Annotated in this window: 21 protein-coding genes and 1 pseudogene; 17 read left to right on the top strand and 5 right to left on the bottom strand. The window is 52.6% G+C overall.

The window, feature by feature from the left end; all coding sequences use genetic code 11:
- The first annotated feature begins 4 nt into the window (after positions 1-4).
- Positions 5-745: a 4-hydroxy-tetrahydrodipicolinate reductase gene (gene dapB, locus ACLHIJ_RS03330; RefSeq protein ID WP_411296098.1), complete on the top strand. Its 741-nt coding sequence runs from the start codon at positions 5-7 to the stop codon at positions 743-745.
- Between the two features lie 429 nt (positions 746-1174).
- On the opposite strand, the gene ACLHIJ_RS03325 is transcribed toward dapB, so the two are convergent.
- Positions 1175-1951, bottom strand: coding sequence for a hypothetical protein (locus tag ACLHIJ_RS03325; RefSeq protein ID WP_411296100.1), 777 nt, complete (start codon positions 1949-1951; stop codon positions 1175-1177).
- A 76-nt stretch (positions 1952-2027) separates the two neighbouring features.
- Between ACLHIJ_RS03325 and dapA the strand changes: the two genes are divergently transcribed.
- The 3 genes from dapA (at position 2028) to ACLHIJ_RS03310 (ending at position 7595) form a co-directional block, all read left to right on the top strand.
- A complete protein-coding gene (gene dapA, locus ACLHIJ_RS03320) occupies positions 2028-2933 on the top strand; it encodes a 4-hydroxy-tetrahydrodipicolinate synthase (protein WP_411296102.1) in 906 nt (301 codons plus the stop codon).
- 108 nt (positions 2934-3041) lie between these two features.
- On the top strand, positions 3042-4715 hold the full coding sequence (locus tag ACLHIJ_RS03315) for a ribonuclease J (protein ID WP_411296104.1): 1674 nt from the start codon (positions 3042-3044) through the stop codon (positions 4713-4715).
- A gap of 186 nt (positions 4716-4901) precedes the next feature.
- On the top strand, positions 4902-7595 hold the full coding sequence (locus tag ACLHIJ_RS03310; RefSeq protein ID WP_411298463.1) for a DNA translocase FtsK 4TM domain-containing protein: 2694 nt from the start codon (positions 4902-4904) through the stop codon (positions 7593-7595).
- A gap of 150 nt (positions 7596-7745) precedes the next feature.
- On the opposite strand, the pseudogene ACLHIJ_RS03305 reads toward ACLHIJ_RS03310, so the two are convergent.
- Positions 7746-9010: pseudogene (locus tag ACLHIJ_RS03305) on the bottom strand (CapA family protein).
- Positions 9011-9087: 77 nt separating this feature from the next.
- On the opposite strand from ACLHIJ_RS03305, the gene pgsA reads away from it, so the two are divergent.
- From pgsA to miaA, 8 genes are all read left to right on the top strand, one after another.
- Entirely contained in the window at positions 9088-9678 is a 591-nt protein-coding gene (gene pgsA, locus ACLHIJ_RS03300; protein ID WP_411296110.1) for a CDP-diacylglycerol--glycerol-3-phosphate 3-phosphatidyltransferase, read from the top strand.
- Positions 9679-9680: 2 nt separating this feature from the next.
- Complete coding sequence (locus ACLHIJ_RS03295) at positions 9681-10214, top strand: CinA family protein (RefSeq protein WP_411298462.1); 534 nt, start codon at positions 9681-9683, stop codon at positions 10212-10214.
- Between the two features lie 124 nt (positions 10215-10338).
- Positions 10339-10722, top strand: a complete 384-nt coding sequence (locus ACLHIJ_RS03290) for a helix-turn-helix domain-containing protein (protein ID WP_411296114.1) — start codon at positions 10339-10341, stop codon at positions 10720-10722.
- A gap of 32 nt (positions 10723-10754) precedes the next feature.
- A complete protein-coding gene (locus ACLHIJ_RS03285) occupies positions 10755-10976 on the top strand; it encodes a DUF3046 domain-containing protein (protein WP_411296116.1) in 222 nt (73 codons plus the stop codon).
- A gap of 462 nt (positions 10977-11438) precedes the next feature.
- Positions 11439-12485 carry a recombinase RecA gene (gene recA, locus ACLHIJ_RS03280; protein WP_411296118.1) on the top strand — a complete coding sequence of 349 codons (1047 nt, stop codon included), beginning with the start codon at positions 11439-11441 and terminating at the stop codon, positions 12483-12485.
- A complete protein-coding gene (locus tag ACLHIJ_RS03275; protein ID WP_411296120.1) occupies positions 12485-13066 on the top strand; it encodes a regulatory protein RecX in 582 nt (193 codons plus the stop codon). The genes recA and ACLHIJ_RS03275 overlap by 1 nt, the downstream gene beginning before the upstream one ends.
- Before the next feature lie 83 nt (positions 13067-13149).
- Positions 13150-14682 carry a tRNA (N6-isopentenyl adenosine(37)-C2)-methylthiotransferase MiaB gene (gene miaB, locus ACLHIJ_RS03270; RefSeq protein ID WP_411296122.1) on the top strand — a complete coding sequence of 511 codons (1533 nt, stop codon included), beginning with the start codon at positions 13150-13152 and terminating at the stop codon, positions 14680-14682.
- Positions 14679-15611 (top strand): tRNA (adenosine(37)-N6)-dimethylallyltransferase MiaA, encoded by a 933-nt coding sequence (gene miaA, locus ACLHIJ_RS03265; RefSeq protein WP_411298461.1) that lies wholly within the window; start codon positions 14679-14681, stop codon positions 15609-15611. Before miaB ends, miaA begins: the two co-directional genes overlap by 4 nt.
- A gap of 141 nt (positions 15612-15752) precedes the next feature.
- On the opposite strand, the gene ACLHIJ_RS03260 is transcribed toward miaA, so the two are convergent.
- Positions 15753-16364, bottom strand: coding sequence for a class I SAM-dependent methyltransferase (locus ACLHIJ_RS03260; RefSeq protein ID WP_411298460.1), 612 nt, complete (start codon positions 16362-16364; stop codon positions 15753-15755).
- Between the two features lie 90 nt (positions 16365-16454).
- Between ACLHIJ_RS03260 and hflX the strand changes: the two genes are divergently transcribed.
- Both hflX and ACLHIJ_RS03250 read left to right on the top strand, forming a co-directional pair.
- Positions 16455-17960, top strand: coding sequence for a GTPase HflX (gene hflX / locus ACLHIJ_RS03255; protein WP_411298459.1), 1506 nt, complete (start codon positions 16455-16457; stop codon positions 17958-17960).
- Entirely contained in the window at positions 17953-20079 is a 2127-nt protein-coding gene (locus ACLHIJ_RS03250) for an ATP-dependent DNA helicase (RefSeq protein ID WP_411296130.1), read from the top strand. The genes hflX and ACLHIJ_RS03250 overlap by 8 nt, the downstream gene beginning before the upstream one ends.
- Positions 20080-20195: 116 nt before the next feature.
- On the opposite strand, the gene lexA is transcribed toward ACLHIJ_RS03250, so the two are convergent.
- Positions 20196-20975 (bottom strand): transcriptional repressor LexA, encoded by a 780-nt coding sequence (lexA, locus tag ACLHIJ_RS03245; protein ID WP_411296132.1) that lies wholly within the window; start codon positions 20973-20975, stop codon positions 20196-20198.
- A gap of 218 nt (positions 20976-21193) precedes the next feature.
- Between lexA and ACLHIJ_RS03240 the strand changes: the two genes are divergently transcribed.
- Both ACLHIJ_RS03240 and nrdR read left to right on the top strand, forming a co-directional pair.
- Positions 21194-21958, top strand: a complete 765-nt coding sequence (locus ACLHIJ_RS03240) for a LysM peptidoglycan-binding domain-containing protein (RefSeq protein ID WP_411296134.1) — start codon at positions 21194-21196, stop codon at positions 21956-21958.
- Positions 21959-22051: 93 nt separating this feature from the next.
- The gene (gene nrdR, locus ACLHIJ_RS03235) at positions 22052-22510 is read left to right on the top strand and encodes a transcriptional regulator NrdR (RefSeq protein ID WP_411296135.1); all 459 of its coding nucleotides are present in this window, start codon (positions 22052-22054) and stop codon (positions 22508-22510) included.
- Positions 22511-22909: 399 nt separating this feature from the next.
- Here nrdR and ACLHIJ_RS03230 read toward each other — a convergent pair whose 3' ends face one another.
- Positions 22910-24820: an AMP-binding protein gene (locus ACLHIJ_RS03230; protein ID WP_411296137.1), complete on the bottom strand. Its 1911-nt coding sequence runs from the start codon at positions 24818-24820 to the stop codon at positions 22910-22912.
- Positions 24821-25194: 374 nt separating this feature from the next.
- Between ACLHIJ_RS03230 and ACLHIJ_RS03225 the strand changes: the two genes are divergently transcribed.
- Complete coding sequence (locus ACLHIJ_RS03225; protein ID WP_411298458.1) at positions 25195-25335, top strand: hypothetical protein; 141 nt, start codon at positions 25195-25197, stop codon at positions 25333-25335.
- Positions 25336-25352: the final 17 nt, after the last annotated feature.

Here is a 25352-nt window from a genome sequence, read left to right as displayed (position 1 = left end):
TGTCATGAAGGTTGCAGTAATTGGCGCCGCAGGGCGCATGGGCACAGCGATCTGCAGTGCAATTGAGAATACGGAAGATATGCACCTTGTGGCACGCTTGGATGCCGCAGATCCCATTACCGTAGATACCTTGGCGGGCGCGCAGGTTGCGGTGGAGTTTACTGTGCCGCAGGCGACGCAGGCAAATGTCCATGCAGTTTTAGCAGCAGGTTGCCATGTAGTTGTGGGAACAACAGGGTGGACGGAGCAAAGCCTGGCAGAGGTTCGCGAGCATTGCCAGCGCGTTGGAAAGAATGCGATTATTGCACCGAATTATTCGATCTCTGCAGTGCTTTCTATGATTTTTGCCCGTAAAGCGGCACCTTTCTTTGAATCGGTTGAGGTCATTGAGCTACATCATCCTGATAAAGCGGATGCGCCTTCGGGTACTGCGATGACGAGTGCGCAGATGATTGCGCACGCTCGCCGAGATGCCGGATGTGCTGTCAGCCCAGATCGAACCCAGTCAGATCCGTATGGTGCGCGCGGGGCAGATATTGATGGGGTGCGAGTTCACGCAGTGCGATTGCGCGGTCTATATGCGCATCAAGAGGTGCTCCTAGGTAATGCAGGCGAACAGCTTGTGATCCGGCAAGATTCCTTTGATCGTGCCTCCTTCATGCCGGGAATTATTGCGGCGGTACGTGCAGTATCGCAACGTAGCGGGCTAACTTACGGGTTGGAAGACGTCCTCGATATTCACTGATCTTGACGTGCTCGGATAATACGCGGGTGTGGCTGGGAAACGCTATCTGAGAACTCAGAGGCGCTCAGAGCAGGAAAACTGGGTGATAGCTGGCGGCATGTCTGCGAGGAATAACGGGGCTACCAGCGCCTTAGCTACCAGTTAATACGTTATTTAGTGACGGGGTAGTGCGCTCAGCTATATTGCTGCCATCTGGTTAAGTTGTGCATTGCTGGCTATCTCGTTGCAGAGCGCTGTTTATGCATAGCTGGTCCGATTGTGTATCGGGCTATATGCAATAACTAGGAGGGAGCGCCTCCGAGAATGCGACGGATCTGCCCCCCCCCGAGGGGACGGGGAAAAAGAAAAGCCAGTGTTTGTGGTCGGTGTTCGGTGATATAAGCCAGCCGCTAACCTCAGACGGAGCTATGCGCGTGCGGCTCATGGCGATCAAAAAGTCGTCCACCACAGGTGCTCTGAAATATCACCGCCATCAACGTGGGCGGTACGCCACATTCTGCGCGGGGCGAAGCCAGCAGCATGGAAAAACGATGTGGCAGCGTCATATCCGGCGATAATCCAGGTATATAACTCGGTGGCGTCATGGGCATAATCGGTAGCTGCGGCAAGTAGTCGAGCGTCGTGACCACGCCCAGCATATCGTTGCGGGACGCACAGATTCGTCAGTTCGTAGGCGCAGATCTCCTCTTCAGCCGTGTTTTCAGGACGCGGGAAAACATGAGAAGGCTGAGATTCTTCCTCAGGTGTAACAGTGTTGCAGGCTGCAGAGGGATACTCTGCGGGTGCCTGATCTTCTAAAGGGTTTTCTGCCGGTGCATATTCCGTCGGTGCATCCGCATCGCTGGATAGATTATGAGCCGTATGCTCAGACGGCGATATTGCAAAGTCAGCCGGTGAGGGCGCTTCTGCGGGGGCTGCAGAAGAAAGATATTCGAGATCCGGAAGCGGATCGCACGGAGCAAGAGCAGCGAATCCTTCGATCATATCGCCATTGAGGGCAACCAGAATATGATGCCGTTTCGAGGGGAGACGCTCAAGGGATTCGCGCCAGACGTTCGCTAATGAGCCAACATCAAACATGGCACGAATGCTAGGATCTGCCCTCCGGCCTAGCCCAGAGCTGATGCTTTCATATAACGTTTCAGCTTGTATTTGAGCAATGGCGAGAGCATCACGGACGGTAGCTGGGCGTACTGACATCTTCATCTGGATATTGTCTCAAGAAATGGCTAGATGTCGAAAGTCGCGGTGAATGAGACGGCAAGCTATTAGGGTAGAGACTATGGATAACTCACTTCCTTCTCGTTCTTTTGGATCTGTCGCAGTGGCAATGGTGACTCCTTTTCACCACGATGGTCGCCTTGATATTGATAGTGCCTGCGCAATTGCAGTCAAGCTTGTTGCAGATGGTTGCGATGCTCTCGTCTTATCGGGAACTACTGGGGAGTCTCCGACTACGCATCAACCGGAAAAGAATCTGTTAGTGCAGGAAGTGAGCAATGCAGTTGCCGGGAAGGCCATGATTATTGCGGGTGCGGGCTCGAATGACACAGCGCATGCCGTGCGTATTGCGCGCGGGGCACAAGAATCTGGGGCGCAGGGCTTATTAGTCGTCTCGCCGTATTACAACCGGCCCTCCCAAGAAGGGGTGTATCAACATATCGTTGCGGTAACTGAGGCCACGGATCTGCCGGTGATGTTATATGACATTCCGGGGCGCACCGGAGTGGCGATTTCTGATGAGACGCTTGACCGCCTAGCCCAGCATCCGCAAATTAAAGCTGTTAAAGACGCGACGGGAAATGTGCCCCAAGGGTTCGAGCGAATCCAACGCACGGGTTTGGAATTTTATTCCGGGGATGACTCCCTTAACTTTGCCTGGTTGGCTCATGGCGCTTCCGGAGTGGTATCAGTAGCCGGTCATGTTATCGGAGCGGGATTACGTCGCCTTGTTGATGAAGTAGACGCGGGAGATCTACCTGCTGCCCGCGCGGAATTTGCGCAACAGGCGCGAATCATTTCCGCCATTATGGGCGGCGGGCAAGGCGCGGTGATGGCTAAAGAAGCTATGCGATTGTTGGGAGTGATTCCCTCGTCAGCAGTTCGGTTACCGCTTGTTGGTGCAAGTGAGGAAGAAATCATTCGCTTGCGCCAGGTCTTGCGTGAAGAAGGTTTACTCACTAGCTGACGGGCGAGGTCTAATCGGCTGCGGTCAGGAGAGGGCCAGAGGCAGATTCGGCATACGCTACTGGGGAAAAGCTCGCCAGAGACGAAAGGAAAATGTCACAATAGGGACGTGACGACGAATATTCCTGCTCCTGCCGCTGCCGGCACGCTTCGTATCATCCCGCTTGGCGGAATCGGCGAGATCGGCCGCAATATGACCGTTTTTGAGATTGACGGTCGGATTCTTATTGTCGATTGCGGCGTGTTATTTCCAGAGGAATCACAGCCGGGCGTGGATCTGATCCTGCCGGATTTTGACTACCTCAAGGATCGCCTAGAGAAGATTGACGGAATCATCTTGACCCACGGCCATGAGGACCATATCGGGGGCGTCCCATATTTACTGCGGTTGCGTCAGGATATTCCCATTATTGGCTCCCAACTAACGGTTGCGCTGGTTGAGGCGAAATTAGCTGAGCATGGGATAACGCCGTATTCCCTCGTCGTTGAGGAGGGAGATACCGAGCGGATCGGGAACTTTGACTGTGAATTTATTGCGGTGAATCATTCGATTCCTGATGCGCTCGCGGTCGTGATCCGCTGTAGTGCTGGAACGGTCTTGCATACCGGCGATTTTAAGATGGATCAACTGCCTCTTGACGGTCGGATTACAGATTTGCGTGCTTTTGCGCGGGTGGGCGATGAGGGCCTTGATCTGTTTATGTGCGATTCAACGAATGCGGAAGTTCCCGGTTTTGTTGCCTCTGAGGTTCAGATTGGTCCGGTTATCCGCGATGTTTTCGCTCAGTCGCGGGGAAAAATCGTGGTTGCGTCGTTTGCTTCGCATGTCCATCGCGTCCAGCAGGTACTGGACGCAGCGGCAGAATTTAACCGAAAGGTATGCTTTGTTGGTCGCTCCATGGTGCGCAATATGACGATTGCCGCCGAGCTGGGCTATCTGACTATCCCCGAGGGGATTTTGGTTGATTTGAAGAATTCTGACGCGATAGCCGATGACGAAATCGTCTACATGTCTACCGGATCCCAAGGTGAGCCGATGGCGGTGCTGTCACGTATCGCCTCGGGTTCGCATAAACGTATCAGCGTCGGCCCGGGCGATACCGTCATTTTTGCTTCTTCCTTGATTCCCGGTAATGAGAATTCGGTTTACCGACTCATCAATGGGTTGATGAAGCGCGGCGCCAAGGTGGTACATCAGGGCAACGCAAAAGTCCACGTTTCTGGCCACGCGGCAGAAGGAGAGCTGCTGTACTGCTACAACATCGTAGAGCCAGAGTATGCGATGCCGGTTCATGGGGAGATCCGGCATCTGGTGGCGAATGGAGCGATTGCCGTAAAGACGGGCGTTCCCGCGGAAAACGTTCTACTGTGTGAAGATGGTTCCGTCGTCGATATGACTAACGGGGTATGCCGCATAGTGGGCAAAGTCCCGTGCGGATATGTGTATGTTGATGGCTCGTCAATCGGAGAGATCACGGAAACGGAACTTACAGACCGGCGTACCCTCGGCCAAGAGGGATTCATTGCAATTTTTGCTGTTGTCGATGCGCAAAATCGCACGGTCCTCGCTGGGCCACATATTCAGGCGCGCGCTATGGCGGAGGATGATTCAGTGTTTGACGCGATCTTGCCGGATGTCCGGTCGGCACTGGATGAAACCTTAGCGAATGAGTCGGCAAATACGTATCAAATGCAACAGGCAATGCGCCGGGTTGTCGGGCGATGGGCGGCACGCCAACTGCGCCGAGCACCAATGATTATTCCCACGGTTATTGAAGCCTAGCGAGGCTAGTGAGGAAGGCGAGCTAAGGAAAACGCATTACGCCACCCGCATCACATTTTGCGCAGTCCGGCGCGTAACCGTCGGAGTATCGTCCTGCGCCGACTAGGCTCGGATTCGTATATATTGGCGAGTCTGCTGAGAATGACGCAGAAAATCGCAGGAATAAAACGACGAAAGGGAGCGCGGATGGCTCGGCCGAATAAACCGGCACGATCACGTTCACAAGCGGGAAATCCCGCTTCGACTTCGCGGTCAACCAGGGGCAGCGGAGCCGCTTCGCCGCGGGCTCGCAGTACTCGCAGCGAAGTCACCCCTGATGAGAACGCTGCCCCTGATGCAGTGGGGCATTCTCGCGAGGGATTTGCGTTTATTCTCATTGCTGCGGCCATTATTGTGGCTTTGCGGGAATGGTTTTCCCTGTCGGGCATTCTCGGTTCGGTGATTCATCATGCGACAGCAGGAATTGTAGGCAACCTTTCGATCTTCGTCCCGATCATTCTGCTGGGCTGCGCGGTCCACATGTTCCGGCGAGTATATCGGGGAACGCATCGTCGTTTCGTTATCGGTCTTGCGTTAGTCTGTTTGGCGCTGACGGGAATCCTCCACATTTTTGGTGGGCATCCCAGTCCGGCTGATTCGATGGCATCGGTGGAGTCAGCTGGCGGTTTGATTGGCTGGGCAATTGGGGAAGCACTCACGGCATTATTCTCCGTCTGGGGAGCTATCCCACTCCTTATCTTGTTGATTATTTACGCGATGCTGTATTCGACTCAGACCTCGGTTCGCGATATTTTTTCCTGGATTAATGACCGTCGCCTGGCCCGTCGAGAAGCGATGGGTGACGACGCAGACGAGGAGCTGGACGACGAAGATATAGAGTCAAGAGAAATAGGCTCAGGTGCGCCTCCAGCCCGCACGTCTCGGGTAAAACGTGGGCGGGCCGCCGCAGAACAAAATGATGCGCAGCCTGCTGAGGCAGGGGATGAAACCGCTGTGGTATCTCCGCCTGCGAGCCGCCAGACACGTGGAAATACGCCACCGGAACGTCTCGCTCCAACGGCCCCAACAGTTGTTACTGACACTGCGCCGCGTGCTGCGGCTCTCGCAGGGCAGGCGTCTGCGTCGGGAAAGAAAACATCCGATGCGCCCCCGAAAGATACGGAATCCTTACTCGATCGGGTCGAGCAGCTCGAAATGGGGAATATCTCTTATGCTCTCCCACCAAGTGACATGCTCTCATACGGGCCGCCACATGTGGATCGTTCAGCAGCTAATGACACCGTAGTTGAGGCGTTAACTCGGTTATTTGATGAGTTCGGGATAGACGCTCAGGTGGTGGGATTCTCCCGTGGGCCGACGGTTACGCAATATGAGGTAGAAGTTGGTCCGGGTGTGAAAGTAGATCGGATCAGTGCGCTATCGAAAAATATCGCGTATGCGGTAGCTAGCGCCGATGTCCGTATTCTTTCCCCGATCCCAGGAAAATCGGCGATTGGTATTGAAATTCCCAATACGGATCGCGAAACTGTCCTCATCGGTGATGTCCTGCGCTCGTCGGCTATGCAGAAGCAGAGCCATCCGTTATGCGTTGGGGTAGGCAAGAATGTGGACGGAAAGTACGTCGTTGCAAATCTTGCGAAGATGCCACATCTGCTGGTGGCAGGCGCAACGGGCGCAGGTAAATCCTCGTTCGTTAATTCGATGATTACCTCGATTATGATGCGTGCTACCCCCGAGCAAGTGCGGATGATTTTGGTTGATCCTAAACGGGTGGAGCTGACGATCTATGCGGGTATTCCGCATTTGGTGACGCCCATTATCACCAATCCCAAGAAAGCAGCTGATGCCTTGGAGTGGGTTGTCCGTGAGATGGATCAGCGCTATGACGATTTAGCGTCATACGGATACAAACACATTGACGATTTCAATGCGGCCATCCGTGCTGGGGAAGTGACTCCTCGTGAAGGCTCCCAGCGCAAGCTCATGCCATATCCGTATTTATTGGTGATTGTGGATGAGCTGGCTGACCTAATGATGGTTGCCCCGCGGGATGTTGAGAGCTCGATTCAGCGGATTACCCAGCTAGCACGCGCTGCCGGTATCCACTTAGTGCTGGCAACACAGCGTCCATCCGTTGACGTTGTGACGGGTCTAATCAAAGCGAACATCCCTTCACGATTAGCATTCATGACCTCATCATTAGCGGATTCTCGGGTTATTTTGGATGCCTCCGGTGCAGAAAAGCTCATCGGTATGGGCGATGCCTTGTTTATGCCGGCAGGTCAGTCTAAGCCAGCGCGAGTCCAGGGGGCATGGGTTACTGAGGAAGAAATTGCTCGGGTGGTGGCTCATGTCAAAGATCAAATGTCTCCGGTATATCGGGAAGATGTCACGGTTAAAGCCGAAAAGAAGGTTATTGACGAGGATATCGGCGATGATCTTGAGGTGTTGTTACAGGCTGCAGAGTTAGTGGTAACCACTCAATTCGGTTCGACGTCGATGCTGCAACGTAAATTGCGTATCGGTTTTGCGAAAGCTGGACGCATGATGGATCTGCTGGAATCTCGTGAGATTGTGGGGCCATCAGAAGGATCAAAGGCGCGTGCTGTGCTGGTGACCCCAGAACAGTTACCGGAAGTACTGGCTATGATCCGTGGCGAAGATGTAACGCTTCATGCGGCTGATACGGATGGCGAAGATCGCTATGCCGATGCGGATTTCGGAGATGTCGATGTGGCGCGGGAGCCAGAGGTAACTGAGGCGTATGCTAACGGCGGCGTGATCGTGGACGATGACCGCTATGCTGATCCTCTGGATGGCTGGGAAGATCGTCCTGACGATATTGATGAAGACGCCTGGCAGCTTACTGGGCGGGATTAGCGAAACTGTCTCTCTCTTCAAACAGCAATTATCTGGGTATCGTCAGCAGATAGCTACAAATTAGGAGCCGAACCGTATTTAGGGGAGGAGAAAAGCCTCCTAAGGAAATATGCTACAGGGTGCTGGAAAGACCCGAGTATAGAGCAGAGATTATCCTTCGCGGCTTAATTGCAGGTGAGATCCAGTTGGGGTCGGTGGAGTCGTTCGCTCAGTTCCAAAACCATTGATAACAGGATAGGTGACCTCGGCTCGGGCTGCGATTTCTGCGGGGCTCATACCGCTGTTCGTTATTTGGTTGGCAGTTAATGCGTGAAGCGGATACAGATGACGGCCATAGGGGGAGTTCTGGGTGATGACCGTCCAATCGAGGTTCGTTACGCTGGCATCTGCTGGGCCGCGAGCCTCGATTGTTGCTGTAGTAATAAGACCTGTGGTGACGCGATAGCCGTCAAGTTCGATGGATTGCCCAGAGATTTGATTTCCCATGGCATATACCAGCCACATGCCGCGTCCATGCGGACCACCAGGGAGTTTGGCGAGTGGTTCGGGTACGTGCGTGTGATTGCCGAATACCAGGTCAATTTGACCGGAGTTGGCGAGTTGTTGGGCGGTCACGATCTGCTGCGGATTTGGTTCACTGGCGTATTCCGTCCCCAATGCATAGAAGCGATGACGATATCTGCTCCTAACTGACGGGCACGAGCTGCTTTATCAATAACCGTGTTAACTGGCGATCCGAGAGGGCCGACGACATCCCATGAATAGGGCGCGTCTGCGGGAATAGGTAAACCGTTTGTGAGCATAGTTGCGCCAATATGGGCAATCTTGACGGATTGATGCTTTCCGGTGATGGTATAGAACTGGATTTGTTGGGATTCCTCGGCGCTACGCGCAGTTCCAGTCCATCCGAGATGAGAATTAGCGAGGGCGTCGATGGTGGAGATAACGCCCGATAGACCACGGTCCATCGTGTGATTTGTTGCTGTTGCGCATCCGTCGTAGCCGATGCGGGAAATGGAGTCTGCAAGATCCCACGGCGCGCCAAAAAGAGGGTAGTTGGATGGTTTTTCGTCGGGACGGACGATGGGTACTTCTAGCGCACAGATCGCTAGATCCGCGTTCGCTATATACGGCTGAATATCAGCATATAGCGGAGCATAGTCGTATCCGCCATTTGCTGCGCGGGCATGCTCATTGACGGATAGATGCGGCAAAATATCTCCACCGGCTACTACGGTGAATTCTTCTGGTGGGTTAGTTGGTGTTGGCGTCGGTGAAACGCTGGAGGATTGTGGTGATGAAGAATCAAGCGAATCCTGCCCTGGGTTTTGCGAGGAGTTTGGCTGGGTGGAATCCGTGCAGGCAGCGAGGGTAGCGCCAAGACTGACGAGGGCAATAATAAAAATTTTCTTCATCGGGTGCTTCTTAGATGATCCTGGTAGGCGTGTACAGTTTGCCAGAAAAGCTCTGCGGATACCTTAAAGTATATAGGGTGGATACAAATAAGGTTTCGGTTGTGAACATCGCTAATACGCTGACTATCCTCCGGTTGGTGCTGGTGCCGTTTTTTATCTGGGCGTTGCTTATCCCAGATAGTCCCCATCGTTGGTTGGCGTGGGCAATTTTTGCGTTAGCGGCCCTGACGGATAAACTCGACGGCCATCTTGCTCGCTCGCGGGGGTTGATAACGAATTTCGGCAAACTAGCGGATTCTATCGCCGATAAAGCATTAATCATTTCGGCAATGGTTATGTGCTCTTGGCATGGGTGGCTTTGGTGGTGGGTGACCATCGTCTTTATTGTTCGCGAACTAGGGATCACTGTGATGCGTATGGCGGTAGTGCGTAAATCGGTGATGGCAGCAGGTCGGGGCGGAAAAATTAAAATGATGGCTCAATCGCTGGGGATTGGCGGTCTTGTTATTCCGTGGTGCGCTTTCTTGCCGCATACGATCGCAGTCGTTTTGGTGTGGGGGTGCTATGTGCTTGTGGCAATAGCTCTGGTTTTCGCTTTCACCTCAGCAGCGCAGTACATTGTGCAGGCGCGTCGTATTGTGGTTAATGACGTTTCCAGCGGGAGATAACTATGCCGGCAGCCGAGTATTTAGCACAGAGCTCGGGTGGGTATGTGGCTGAGGAAATATCTTCGCAATATCGCCTAGCTCAGGAGTGTATTGCGCACTTGTCGTCGCGTCATCAGACGCTTGCGGTTGCAGAATCCCTAACGGGAGGTGCGCTCGCCTCTGCATTTGTGGATGTCAGTGGGGCTTCGCTGTGTTTTCGTGGGGGAGTTGTGGCATACACAGTTGAGGCTAAGGCGCAGATACTCGGGGTAGATCAAGGAGATTTAGCTCGTACAGGTCCGGTGGACCGCCAGATTGCCTGCCAAATGGCACGCGGAGTGGCGCGGTTATTTGGTGCGGATTATGCGTTAGCGACGACGGGAGTTGCTGGGCCAGGTTCGGCAGACGGGCATCCGGCTGGTACGGTGTGGATAGGTATTTTGACTCCAGATGGGGTGCGAGCTCGGCGATTGCAGTTATCTGGAACACGCCAAGACGTGAGGCGGAGCACGGTTGAATGTGCTTTGCAGGAATTTCACAAAGAACTTGTGAAATAATCGAGAACTCGGAGTTCGCTTTCAGGGAATTCGCAGGATTGTCTGTCAGGATAGATGACATCGGGTTCAACCACTGATAGCGAATGGCGCAATTGGGGTTGAACCAGTAGAAGAGAGAGAACACATGACGATGATGAATGACGCGCTAGTTCGCAATGAGACGGTTCTTTTCCGTCGTGAACTGGGAGATGTTTTGCGGGAATACCGCCAGCGTCAAGGGCGGACGCTCCGTGAGGTGTCTTCCGATGCTCGTGTTTCGCTCGGCTATCTTTCCGAAGTGGAGCGCGGCCAGAAGGAAGCATCCTCAGAGTTGTTGCACTCTATTTGTGGCGCATTGAATGTACCGATGAGCCACGTTTTGCGGCTTATTGCTGATCGTATTGATATGGCAGAGGGGCGTACCCCTCCGATGATGCGCAAGGTTCGTGCGGCACGTGCTGCCGGAGTTCAGATTCCGGATACGGCGGAGGCGTTGCTGAACGGCGAGTTTAGCTCTGTTGGTGTTTAACACGTGATTCGTCTTGCTCACTGCGATATGCGATGAAACATAGCGAATTTTGGGATGTCGTTGATCGTGCTTTCGAGCATGGATTGGGGCGCTCTTTAGCTCATGATTTAATCTTGGCAGAGCTTGATTCGCGTACCGCAGAAGAAGCGCTAACAGCAGGGGTAGAGCCGCAGCTCGTGTGGCACTACTTGAGGACGGCAATGGAATTACCAGATTCCTACGAGTTTCTTCATCGCAGTTATCCCAAACGGTGAAGTGATGTTTCCCCGAGAATGTACAGTCGGTGGCTAATAATCAGGGATGGATATATCAGGTTAGGTGTGCGGCAATAAGATATGCTGCACACCTAATTTTTGCCTCGCTAGGCATGGATGAGTATGTCGGTATTTGTCGGCGTATCTGTGCGTCCAAGTATTTCCGGCAAAATCGCGAGAAAGCGCGAAAGATAGTAGCGCTCGTATTCGTCGCGTTAATAGCACAATGAGTGCGATCACAGCGACACGCGAGGACAACGAGACGATATTCGAACGAATGTTCGGCTAAAGTTATCCACGGCGACGCAATCTGCAGGCGATATGCACATAGGGTATCGCGCAGTTTGGCTATGCCTCAGGTCGGGCATAGCGTTGTCAACGAGAGGCTCGGAGAGGGTCTCTCGCAAGATTAATGACCTGATCTGTCCACCGGCTACGACCACGAGATAAAGAGAGTAGATAATGGTAAAGAATTCTGCCGTTCCCACTGATCGGGAAAAAGCGCTTGAAGCGGCATTGGGTCAGATTGATCGCCAGTTTGGCAAGGGCTCGGCGATGCGTTTAGGCGATCGACCAGTTCAAAATGTTCAGGTTATTCCTACTGGGGCGCTTTCCTTGGATATTGCTCTTGGTATTGGTGGTCTGCCGCGGGGTCGTGTTGTTGAGATTTATGGTCCGGAATCTTCCGGTAAGACGACAGTCGCGTTACATGCCGTCGCGCAGGCTCAGAAAATGGGTGGAATTGCGGCCTTCATTGACGCGGAACACGCCCTTGACCCGGAATATGCCCGAGTATTAGGCGTGGATACGGATGCTCTGATTGTTTCTCAGCCGGATACGGGAGAACAGGCATTGGAAATTGCCGATATGCTTATTCGCTCCGGAGCCTTGGATATTATCGTCATTGATTCGGTAGCCGCTTTAGTCCCTAAAGCGGAAATTGAAGGCGAGATGGGCGATTCTCATGTTGGTTTGCAAGCCCGTTTGATGTCGCAAGCCTTGCGTAAATTAACAGGTGCGTTATCTGCCTCCGGAACGACCGCCATTTTTATCAACCAGTTGCGCGAAAAAATTGGGGTGTTCTACGGTAATCCAGAAACGACAACCGGAGGTCGTGCACTAAAGTTTTACGCTTCCGTCCGGCTTGATGTGCGCCGTGCAGACCAGCTCAAGGATGGTGCTAACCCCATCGGAAATAACACTCGGGTCAAAGTCGTTAAGAATAAGATGGCCCCGCCTTTTAAGCAGGCTGAATTCGCAATCTACTACGGTAAAGGAATCTCGCGCGAATCCTCGATTATTGATATCGCGGCAACGATGCACGTCATTAAGAAATCTGGAGCTTGGTACACCTACGAGGGCGATCAACTCGGGCAAGGCAAAGAAAAGGCATGCCAATTCTTGCGTGATAATCCCGAGATTGCAGATGAGATAGAGGCACGAGTTAAGGCAGAATGTGGGTTAGGTGTAAAGCCGACCGTGGATCCTGAGGATACTCCGATCTCCTAATGGTGGATTATCGCCTTCATGCAGATGCGAAAGTGCGTCGGCGTGCTAGTGCTGCAGAGATTGCTGCCCGTCGTCGAGAGCGGGCAGCGCAGCGCTCAGAAGAAGAATGGTATTCCTTCGCTAAAGACGTATGCTATCGGCAGCTAGCTATGATGGAGCGGTCGGTTGCACAATTGCGAACTGCCTTGCACCGTCAGCTTGTTCCTGATGAGATTGCGAACTCTGTTATTGATATGTTTTGCCAGGCGGATCTGGTTAATGACGAACGCTTTGCCCGCATGTTTGTCCGTTCTAAATTCGCCACAAAAACGACCTCGCGACGCGTATTAAGACGAGAACTCGCTGAAAAAGGGGTCAGTGCGGAACTTGTCGAGCAGGCATTAGCCGAGATAAGCGATGATTCGGAACTGGAAGCCGCGCGTGACTTTGCACAACGCAAAGTTCGCTCAATGCGGGGAATCGACGAAGAGACCATTCGACGTCGGCTTTATGGAGCCTTGGGGCGGCGAGGTTTTTGTGCGGAGCATATTCGTCAGGCGATTTATGACGCATTCGCAGGAGAAGATGGCGATGCGTGTTAATCGAACACTGGTGAGGCTAATGCGGTCAAATTCGCACTGTGGCAGGGCGCAATCACTATCGAGAAACTACTAGACTGACGGCGATGACTCTTCCCAAGACTTATGCAGTGCGCACCCTCGGGTGCCAGATGAATGTACACGATTCTGAACGTCTCGCTGGTCTGCTTGACCAGGCCGGATATGTGCCAGTAGAGCTTGTGCCGCAAAAGGCGCAGCGAGCTACTGAAGCTGGTGATATGGGGGCAGACGTCCTCGTTATCAATACCTGTTCGGTTCGCGAAAACGCGGCGAATAAGCTTTATGGCAATTTAGGGCAGTTGGCCGCCGTAAAGCGGGAACGTCCTGATATGCAGATCGCGGTGGGCGGGTGCCTGGCGCAACAACTGCGCGGCGGTATCATTGAGCGTGCGCCCTGGGTGGATGTCGTTTTGGGGACGCATAATCTCGATGTGCTTCCGGTGTTGTTGGAGCGAGCACGCCATAATAAGGAAGCCGCAGTAGAAATTGAGGAATCACTAAAGGTTTTCCCGTCAACGTTACCTACACACCGAGAATCAGCGTATGCGGCGTGGGTGTCAATCTCAGTTGGGTGCAATAACACCTGCACATTCTGCATTGTTCCGCAGCTACGAGGTAAGGAACGTGACCGGCGTCCGGGCGATATTCTTGCGGAAATGTCGGCAGTTATCGCGCAAGGAGCTATTGAAGTAACCCTACTGGGGCAAAATGTTAACTCCTATGGGGTAGGGTTCGGAGATCGTGGCGCCTTTGCCAAGCTATTGCGGGCAGGCGGCGCAATTGACGGCTTAGAGCGTCTGCGTTTCACTTCTCCACATCCGGCCGCATTCACGGATGACGTTATCGCCGCGATGGCAGAGACTCCGACGGTAATGCCCTCGCTGCATATGCCTTTGCAGTCAGGATCTGATCGCATTTTGCGCCTTATGCGCCGATCATATCGCTCCGAAAAATTCCTTGGAATTTTGCAGCGAGTTCGCGAACAGATTCCCCATGCGGCAATTACCACTGATATTATCGTCGGCTTCCCGGGGGAAACTGAGGACGATTTCCAGCGCACCCTTGATGTGGTGGAAGAATCGCGATTCGCCTCAGCCTACACATTTATCTATTCACCGCGTCCAGGGACTCCAGCAGCCGATATGGCGGAACAGATCCCTGATGAAGTGGCAAAGGAGCGGCTCAACCGTCTGGTGGAACTCCAAGAACGAATTGGCACAGAAGAAAACGTCAAACTGGAGGGGCACGAAGTAGAGGTCCTTGTTTCCACTGGTGAGGGGCGAAAAGATGAGGCAACGGAACGAATTAGTGGTCGAGCGGCCGATAATCGCCTTGTCCATGTTGCTTTGCCCGAAGGAATTACTGATCCGCCGCGGCCCGGGGATATTGTTACGGCGTGCGTCACCCACGGTGCGCCGCATCATTTGGTAGCCGATTCGGCTCGAACGAGCGGAGAATTCCGTATTCGCCGTACCCGTGCTGGGGATGCGTGGCAAGAATCTGAACGTCGTCGTCATGAACTGGAAGAAGAAGCTGCCGGTCGTGCTCCGGTGAATCTAGGTATACCGACGATTGGAATGAGGCCGCGTACCTCGTGAACGCTGTGCCGATCATTGCTGTTGTTGGTCCGACGGCATGTGGAAAGACGGATCTGTCAATTGATCTGGCGCAACGCTTAGGAGGGGCGCAACGTGTTGAGATTATCTCGGCAGATGCGATGCAGCTCTATCGTGGAATGGATATCGGAACTGCAAAAATAACACACGAGGAGCGGCAAGGGATCGCTCATCATCAGCTAGATGTTCTCGATGTCACCCAATCAGCATCGGTTGCGGCATATCAACAACACGCGCGCACAGATCTGGAGAAAATTCGTCAGCGTGGCAAAATTCCTATGATTGTTGGCGGATCGGGGCTATACGTCTCGGGTTTGCTTGACGAACTACAATTTCCCGGCACATCGCCACATGTGCGCGAAGAACTTGAGGAAATTGTGCGTCGCGAAGGTCTTGAGGTGCTTGTGGCAGAGTTAGCACAGCGCGATCCGCATACCTACGCCACTATTGACTTACACAATCCACGTCGAGTCATTCGTGCCCTGGAAGTGGTCCGGCTGACGGGACGCTCCTATACTCCGGAATTTCCCCGACACACAAGCCATTATCCTGCTGTTCTTCAGTTGGGCATACGCCGTGATCCGCAACTATTACGCGAGCGGATAGCGGGACGTACCCGTCGTATGTTCGAATCCGGATTACTGGAAGAAGTGCAGGGGCTATGTGAGCACGGATTACGCGATGGCCCGACGGCTTCCCGAGCAACTGGATACGCTCAAGCAATTGCAGTCCTTGATGGTCAGATGGCGCCTGAGCAGGCACAGGAGGATATTGCAACAGCAACCTGGAAGCTGACTCGCAAACAGCGCAAATGGTTCGGGGCAGATCCGCGTATTATCTGGAACGATGCGGAAGATCATCTTCTTGACTGGGCTAGTGCTCAGGTGGAGCGTTTCTTGAATAACGAATAAAAGTGAGGATATGTAGAAAGGCGCGTTGATGTGAACGTAGAAATCTATATATCCATACTGGAAATGCTAACACTGCGTGGGGCTACATCAATAAAGTGATCGACAAGCGATACAGCGATTGAGGTGTGGTGCGGCGTGGTTTTAACGAGATGACGCCACGCCGCACCCATACACTCGCAATACTCGAAATCCCTTCTGAGATCCTACTTTATCCGCCGGATAGCCAGATTCTTGTAACCAGCTCAATAGGGAATCTGCGCCTAAATGACGCTGAACGACGAGATATGCCACGCCATGTGGTGCTAGCCGATCTAACCAATGGCTTAGCAGATTGTGAAGAGCTGACTTGCCGATCCGGATAGGAGGATTCGACCACAACAAGTCAATGTCAGTTAGCGGGGCGTCCTCAGTGATTGTGACGTTGTTATATCCAGCACGAGCAGCATTATGCGCAGCTAAGGTTCGCGCACGAGCATTAACGTCAATTCCGTAGACATGGGCATCGGGGTAGTGGGCAGCTAGCGCTAAAGTCAGTGGCCCCCAGCCGCATCCAAGATCAACGATACGTGCTCCGGTGGTCAGCTCGGGTAGCCCTCCCTTGTGCAGGAGAACAGCAGTACCTTTATCTAGCCCGTCAGGAGAGAATATTCCCGAGCTGGTTTGTATGCGATAAGAATGGCCAGCAATATCAATCTCTAGCTCGCGCTCATGCGAATCAGAGATCGGCTCAGCAGAAAAATAGTGCTCAGTCACGAGATATACCTTACCTGGTGTGACTTCAGGTGTCTGAGCCGCGTCCTTGTTTCCAATACCTCCCACGTGTTAGACAATAGAGGTAACCCAATGAAGGAGTCCTTTATTAACGCGAAATCCTCTCGTCCGATTCACGTCTTGTCTCATGACGGTACTGCGCTGCAAGCTGACCCGGCGTATTCGGGAAGCTGGGCTGGTGATGGCTTTGAGCGGGAACAACGCTCGTCCTTGCGTCGTGTTCCGGGGTTATCGACCGAGCTGACAGATGTTACCGAGGTTGAATACCGGCAGTTGCGCCTAGAGCGGGTGGTGCTGGTTGGCGTTGTGACGGACGGCAATATGCAAGCTGGAGAAGAGTCGCTACGGGAATTAGCGGCTTTAGCGCATACGGCAGGATCAACGGTGTGCGATGGGGTACTGCAACGCCGTACATATCCTGATCCGGCAACCTATTTAGGTTCCGGAAAAGCCCGTGAGCTTGCGCAGATCGTTCATGCTCATAGTGCTGATACGGTTATTGTCGATAGCGAATTGGCGCCTTCGCAACGTCGTGCGTTAGAAGATGTGATCGACGTGAAAGTCATTGATCGCACGGCTCTTATCTTAGATATTTTCGCCCAGCACGCCCGATCTCGGGAGGGCAAAGCGCAAGTGGAGCTTGCTCAGTTGGAATATCTGCTACCTCGGTTGCGTGGTTGGGGTGAGTCGATGTCCCGACAAGCAGGTGGTCGAGTTGCCGGTGGTGCCGGTATCGGCTCGCGTGGTCCAGGTGAAACGAAAATTGAGCTTGATCGGCGCCGTATTCGTCAGCGTATGGCTAAATTGCGGCGAGAAATTGCTCAGATGAAGAATTCTCGTCAGACCCGACGTCAGGGCAGGCAGAAAAACGCAGTTCCCTCTGTTGTGATCTTGGGTTATACGAACGCAGGGAAATCCTCACTGATGAATGTTGTCACGGGTGCGGGTGTGTTGGTGGAAAATGCGTTATTCGCAACCTTAGATCCGACGGTACGCCGCGCTTATACCCGTTCTGGGCGAGAATATACCTTGACGGACACGGTTGGTTTCGTGCGTAACCTACCAACTCAACTGATTGAGGCGTTCCGCTCAACCCTGGAAGAAGCAGCAGACGCTGACGTCTTATTGCATGTGGTGGATGCGGCACATGATGACCCCTTAGGGCAGATTGATGCGGTACATCACGTCTTAGCAGATATTGATGGAGTACACGAGATTCCAGAGATTATTGCCTTATCGAAAGCTGACATCGCTGATCCAGTTAATATCGCATTGTTACGCACCCGCTATCCGGAGGCAGTTGTTGTTTCTGTGGCAGACGGGCGAGGAATAGAGGAGTTGCGCGATCGTATTGAGTCCCTGTTGCCGCACCCGACGATTTCCGTGGATCTTCTCGTGCCCTATGATCGCGGTGATCTGGTGCATCGATTGCATGAAGATGCTGAGATTCTTATGCAATCCTATGAATCTGGCGGGACGCACATGCGGGCGCGAGTGACCCATGAGTTATGGGGAGTTTTGCGTCAGGCAGGGCTAGTGGAAGCAGGCCGTGGATACGGAGAAGTATCTGGTGAGTGAGGAGCCTACAGAACAATCTACGGCGGAGTCTGCCGAGCGGCCGGTTGAAGTTCAGAGGGATACCGAGGAATCTGTTGAGGAAGTTTCCGAGGAAATTGCTAAGGAATTGGCCGCATGCGACCCGTGTGAAGTTCTCAATGTGTTAATTGAGCTAATGGGAGGCCAATATCGTGACGGTCAGGCTGTCATGGTGGATAAGGTCTATCAGGCGCTCGTTGATTCCCAACACATTATGGTGCAGGCAGGAACGGGCACGGGAAAATCTTTTGGTTATCTTGTTCCAGCTCTGACGTGGGCTGCTTTTTCTGGGCAGCGGGCCATTGTTTCCACCGCAACTTTGGCTTTGCAACGCCAGATTATGACCTCAGATGCGCCGGCGGTTGTGCAAGCAATCGCGCAGCGTTACGGCAAGCATGTTGAGGTGGCTCTGTTAAAGGGCTGGAATAACTACGCCTGTATGCGCAGAGTTCAATCGGGTTCGCCCGACGAGGATTCGCTAATTTCCCGAGATGAGGGTGTTTTCGGTGCGAGCGCAGTGGGCGAAGAGGTGGTGCGTGCTCGGCAGTGGGCGCTTAGCAGCTCAACTGGAGATCGTGACGATCTTGTTCCGGGGGTTGGCGATCGGGTGTGGCAGCAGATTTCTGTTTCTAAACAGGAATGTGTCGGTACGACCTGTCTTTTTGCTGCGGATTGTTTTGCCATGCAGGCACGAGCTGCTGCTCAGGAGGCGGATCTCGTCGTTACTAATCATGCATTACTTGGTATTGAGACGACGGGAACGCCGGTTATGCCGCAAGCAGATGCGTATATTATTGACGAGGCCCATGATCTTGTTGAGCGAGTAACAACGCAATTGACGCGTTCGTTATCTCATTTCGATCTTGCTTCTTTCGCACGTTTGCTCAGGCAAGCAGGCCTTTCGGCGGATTCGATCTTGGAAATTGCTGACGATATTGACGCAATGTTTAATGCGCTGCCGGTAGAGCGCCTGACAGAGATTCCGGATGGATTGCGTGAGGTTTTGACGCAACTTCTTGGATCTGTGCAAGAGGCATTGAGTGATATTGCTGGTATGCCGCAGAATACTGAAGATGCAACAGCCCAGAAGAAGCGGTTGCGGGTTCGGGCAATGCAATTGGCTGACTTTTGTACGGATTGTTTATCTGAGGCGGTGACGTCCGGCTCGTTGGTGGCATGGTTAGGCGAATATGGCGAGGTGCGCACTATCTATCTTGCTCCGTTGGACGTCTCGGGGCGAATTGCGCGAACGCTATTTGCAGAACGTCCGGCTATCTTGACCTCAGCTACCTTGCATTTGGGTGGGAGTTTTGATGCGATGGCCCACAAAGTGGGTTTTAGTTATCCAGAGCAGGGGCCGTGGGAAGGCATTGACGTCGGTTCGCCCTTTACGCCGCATCGTCAGGGCATACTTTATGTTGCTGCGCATTTACCTCCGCCGGGGCAGGGAGGGTATGACGATGTGTTTCGGCAGGAAATCGTGGATCTGATCCAGGCTTCCCAAGGCGGAGCGCTGTGTTTGTTCACATCGAAAGAGGCTGCTCAACGAGCGGCTGACTATGTGCGACCTTTGGTTGATACGCCGGTCTTGTGTCAAGGTGATGACCAGCTATCAACACTTATTGAGCAGTTTGAAAGTGATTATCACGCGTCACTATTTGGTGTGATGTCACTATGGCAGGGAGTGGATGTGCCAGGGGATACGAATCGCCTTGTCATTATTGATCGAATTCCTTTTCCGCGTCCGAATGAACCGCTAACGCAAGCCCGTTGTGAGGCGGCAGAACGTGCGGGGCGTAATGCGTTTATGGCGGTATCTGTTCCCCAGGCGGCGCTGTTGTTGGCGCAAGGCGCGGGGCGGTTATTACGTCGAACAACAGATCGTGGAGTGGTTGCGGTATTGGATTCTCGGTTGCGTTATAAGCGCTATGCTGGCTATCTTATTGCGTCTATGCCGCAACTGTGGCGCACTGTTGATCGCGATTATGTGTTAGAGCAGCTCAGCCGCCTGGCGCGTTCGGGGCAATCGCGCCAGAATGATTCTGCTGAGAACATTGTTGATGGTCAAGATAATGAAGATGGCCAAGAGGATAGGGAGTAGTAATCCTACTGAATGATTTGTACCTGGGCGCCACCCGAGGATAGGTATCGACTTTGGTGGAGGTAAAAGCCTGGCTAGTGGAGCCATGTAAATGGGATTGGGTAAAGTATTGATCCTTAGAGCGCGCGAAGCACGGTGACAACTTTACCGAGGATGCTTGCCTCGTCGCCAGGGATAGGAGCGTAAGCGGAGTTGCGTGGCATAAGCCAAACGTGCCCGCTTTTACGTTGAAAAGCCTTGACGGTGGCTTCGCCATCAATCATGGCTGCGACAATCTCTCCATTCTCAGCAACAGATTGCCTGCGGATGACAACCCAGTCGCCGTCGCATATTGCGGCGTCAATCATGGAATCTCCGACTACTTTCAGCATGAATAGATCTCCGGTGCCGGTCAATTGACGGGGGAGGGTGAATACGTCATCAACGCATTGTTCTGCCAATATCGGACCGCCGGCAGCAATACGACCAACGGCTGGCACAGTAACAGGATCGCTGACGATGAACTCCGTGTCGTCGATGCGGTAGTTATCAGGTTGTTTATAAGGGGCAACGTGGATGGATTCGGAGGATGGTATTGCGGTAGAAGCTACCGAATTTGATACGACCTGATCGGTTTGAGTAGATCGGCGTGGATGGTTAATAGGTTCCGTGATTCCAGCATGCGTACGACCAAGCTCGGTGACATCTAAAGTGCGTGGGCGGCGCGGATCGCGCACGATGAGATTAGCGTTATGGAGTAGATCGAGTTGGTACTTGACAGAGGATGGGGATTTCAATCCAATCGCATCGCCGATCTCTCGAACGGTTGGCGGATAGCCGTGAGCTGAGATTTTATCGCAAATGACGCGCAAGATGGCCGCTTGGCGCTCGGTTATTGCGTGATGTGGCGATGGCATCGGCTTCCCTCCCTAGTCCTCTTCAATGCGATGGAAACCAATATGGCTTTCATGTACCGCATATTGTTATGTGTTGCTCGCCTCTAATTATAGCTAATTTTATTCGTGCATTCAAACATGTGTTCTAATTTACATCGAACACGCGTTCTAGACATTGCAAGTGTGGGTTGCTATGATTCAAACATACGTTCGATGAACATGTGTTCGAGGAGGCTGTTATGTCAGCATTACTGCAGGCTGATGACGTTTATTTGCCACGCGGGAAACGTTCTGCTGTGGGTGCGGCAACTGGCAAGAATGTTCGGAGCTCTAGCATTATCCGCCCAGTGTCAGTAGCAGCTGGAAAGAATGGTGATGCCGGAGAAGCTTTCGCGGCAAAATCTGCTCCGATTCATTCAGCATGCTCGAATGCGCATCGGGCTGTATTACTATCAGTCGTTCCTGCTCCGAGTTCCTTGGATATTGATTGGGCACAACAGCAGCACGCGGTGGATGATGATTCTCGGTCAGCTCGCATTGAATTTGTGGAGGTGTCTCGTAGAAAAAGCGCTGCGCATTATGCTCCTCGGGGTAATAAAGCTTTACTAAATGCTGGAGCGGCGGCAGAATCTACATCGGCGATACATAATAGGCGTGGGCACCAAATAGAGAATTATCTAATGGCTCCACGTAAGGATGCCGCCTCGCGCGCCACTTTGCGCTGTTCATCGGCTCGAGTTCGGGCGTTAAGTTTTAGTGCGTTATGTGCAGCGGTCCTTATGCTTGGCGTGCTGGTTGGCATGATGTTATTCAATCTGGTGTCTCCCGGAATCTCAGCGGGTGAAATGGTGACTGTTGGATCGGGGGAGAGTTTATGGTCGATTGCCAATTCGATTGATGCGGATGTTGCTCCGGAGCAAGTCGTTGCGGATATTGCTCAGCTCAATGGGCTGGAGTCAGCTTCGGTAGTTGCTGGGCAGGAGTTGATCCTACCGGCGTACTAGAGTGTGGAAGTTTTCGCTGATATCCGATGTATTGCTCTTGCCTAATGAGGATTTTTGTTTGCCGCATGGCGGGCAAGGCGGTATTTTATGAACATGTTCTGTCCTTTTTGTCACCATGACGATTCCCGTGTTGTTGACACGCGCACTTCGGAAGACGGAATGATGATCCGTCGTCGCCGAGAATGTCCTGAATGTGGTCGGCGTTTCACTACGACGGAAAAAGCAACCCTGATGGTGTGTAAACGTTCCGGAGCGACTGAGCCATTCTCTCGAGAGAAGATTATTTCCGGTGTTGGTCGGGCTTGCCAAGGGCGGCCGGTGACTGGAGATCAGCTTGCAGTTTTAGCTCAGCAGGTTGAAGAAACTTTGCGGGGTTCAGGTGCGGCTCAGGTAGACTCCCAAGAGGTTGGATTAGCAATTTTAGAGCCACTTAGTAAATTAGATACAGTGGCATATTTGCGATTTGCTTCGGTGTATTCGAATTTCAATTCATTAGATGATTTTCAAGCAGCGATTGATACGTTGCGATCTTCTGCGGAGTCAGACAGTTAAACAATAGGCAATCGGGGAAAATAGACTTTAGGTACTGAAAACCAGATGTTCCTACTCGGTAGAACTCCTAAATGGAGAGATGGCACTACTAAAATATGGCACCCCGTATATGCGCGATCTTGTTTTACGGCGCATCAATGAAGCGTTATCACGTGCGCGAGGAATTTTTGGTTGATGATAGCGCTCTCGTCAGTACTCCCTTCGGCGTGGCTTTGGAATGGTGCGCCGAAGGGGGGGGGAGAGAAGCAAACAGAACTTTCTCCGATGCAGAGCATTTACGATAGTCGGTTAAAAAGCTCGACAGTAAGTAGGAGAGAGACGATTGGTTGGTTGTGGTGGATCTGGATATACTTGCCAGTTATCCAGATCCACCACAACCAACTACAGATATATAAGCGCTCAGTTTGTATCAGAAGGCGAAGAACCCTCTTGCGAGAGCTCAGAATCTTCCTTGTTACCAGCACTCTCATCTGAAGACTCATCAGGGTTCGAGTGATGCGTCGTCAACGAGGTGATAGTTGATCGAGCCGCAGCAGCACGATCCATAACAGTGCTGACATATCCATCAATATGTTGAGCTGCCTTAGATGACGCCTCGCTGACTTTCTCTCGCCACTGACCAGCAACAAGTTCCAGCGTCGCCAGCTTTTCCTTGACGTTTTTACGCATCACCTTGCCCAGTTGAGAACGAGGAAGGTCATCGAGGATAGCGATAGATTTTGGCATTGCATAATGCGCCAATTTGTCTTCAGTCCACCGCCGCACAGCTTCCAGATCAACATTTGCTCCGGGCTCTAGCACCAAGGCGGCAACAACTGATTCAGAGAAAGAATCAGTAGGCATACCCACCACGGCAACGTCAACAACGCCAGGCATATCGCGTACCGCAGACTCAACCTCAGAAGGATAGACGTTAAACCCAGAATTAATAATCATCTCTTTGCGCCGGTCAGCCATAACCAGGAAACCGTCATCCCACATGCCTAGATCGCCGGTATGCAACCAGCCATCAACTAATGTTGTTGCGGTTTCTTTTGAATCCTTGTAATACCCGGAGAAAACCTGCGGGCCGCGCACAATAATCTCACCGATTTCTCCATCAGGCAGATCAACCGTCGGATTATCTGGATGAACCACACGGACCTCGGTTGACGGATAAGGAATACCCAGCGTTGACGGACGGCGATGAGAGCTAGTTGGAGATCCGCAAATCACCGGCGCAGCCTCCGTCATACCATAGCCCTCAATAATGTAGCCCGAGTGTTCCTCCCAGCGCCGAGCCAATTCGGGATCAAGAGGCATCGCTCCACACACCGAATAACGAATCGTTGATAAATCAGCGGTTGCGCCCTTATCAATCGCGTCAAGCATCCGTTTGAACATAGGAGGCACGCCGCCGAAGAACGTGATGGGATGACGCTTATGTGCAGCAAAAAGAATATCCACATCGAAACTAGGAGTCATGACCTGAGTAGCGGCCATAGATACACACACCAGCATCGACAACTGCAAACCGAAAGCGTGGAAGAACGGCAAAACAGCGCCGACAGTTTCTTCGCCGCGTTTATATGCATTCAGCCATAGGCGGCTTTGCTCGGTATTAGAAAGCAAAGCTCGGTGGGATAGTTCCACAGCTTTTGGAGTGCCGGTGGTTCCACCCGTCATGAGCAAAACGGCAGTATCTGTGATGGCAGGAGTGTCCTCGTCGGTGAACTGATAAGGTGCATTGTGTTTAACCTGGTTATCCCATGAATGGACACCAGGAGGAACCTCGCCACGCAGTTTACGACGTTGAACCCGTGCAGCCTTAATCGGGAGCTTAAGAAGGAATTGCGACTTCTTTGGCAGTGCCTTAGTGAGATTGACAGCGAGATACGTGCGCCCCTTGAAGTTGTTGTCAATAATCAGCTTTTCGATAGTTTGCTCCCAGCCGATAACAACGCGCGATCCAATTCGCTCGATCTGAGCGTCAATCTGGGATTGCGGTGCCAAGGGATTATGCTCTGCCACAGTTACGCCAAGCATCATTGCCGCATAGAAAGCCACGTAATGCTGCGGGCAATTAGGCAAGATAAGGGAGATGACATCGCCTTTTCGGACCCCGCACATCGCAAGAACTTGAGCTGCTCGCTGAACTTCATCCAAGATTTCGGCATACGTGTATTCGCGGGCCAAGAAATCAATGGCGCATCGCTGCGGAAAATCACGGACCGCAGATAACAAAAGCTCGCCAATTGGCTCAGTAACAGGATTAATATGCGTGGGGACGCCTTCGCTGTAGTGCGAGTGTGCGCGCTCCATATGGTCCATGAGATGTCCTTCTCAAATCAGTAGCTAACATTTCTAGTTACTATTCCGTAGCCTAATGCACTGCGAACCGGCGTGCACGCCCTGAAGACAGGTTAGCTATGGGCGTGACCTGCTTGCTCTGCTACTGAGTCACGGGGCAGGGGTTTCTGGTGTAGGGCTATGCCATGAGGTGTGAAAATCCCGCTTCGTTCCCAGATTTCGTGAGAAATAGTTTTTGTGATACCTGCAATGTCGTGATGTGCAGGAGGGGAGGTAGTAGGTTGTGCTGCTTTCGGAGGGGAAGAGGAATAGGGAAAGAAAAAGAGCGAGAAAGCGTGAAGAGGAGGAAAGTGGGAGGGGGAGAGAAGGAAAAGGAAAGGAGAAGGAAAGGAGGCATGTCTGTATGGGAAGCGCCTGTATGGGATACCCTGGCATATCGGCATATCGGCATATCGGCATATCGGCATATCGGCATATCGGCATATCGGCATATCGGCATATCGGCATATCGGCACCTTGATGTGCCGGCATGGTAAGAGAGAAAATATTAGGC

Source organism: Trueperella sp. LYQ141 (assembly GCF_046599555.1).
GTDB lineage: Bacteria > Actinomycetota > Actinomycetes > Actinomycetales > Actinomycetaceae > Trueperella.
Note: the sequence above shows the minus strand (reverse complement) of the source record. Positions and strands in the feature narration are given on the sequence as shown.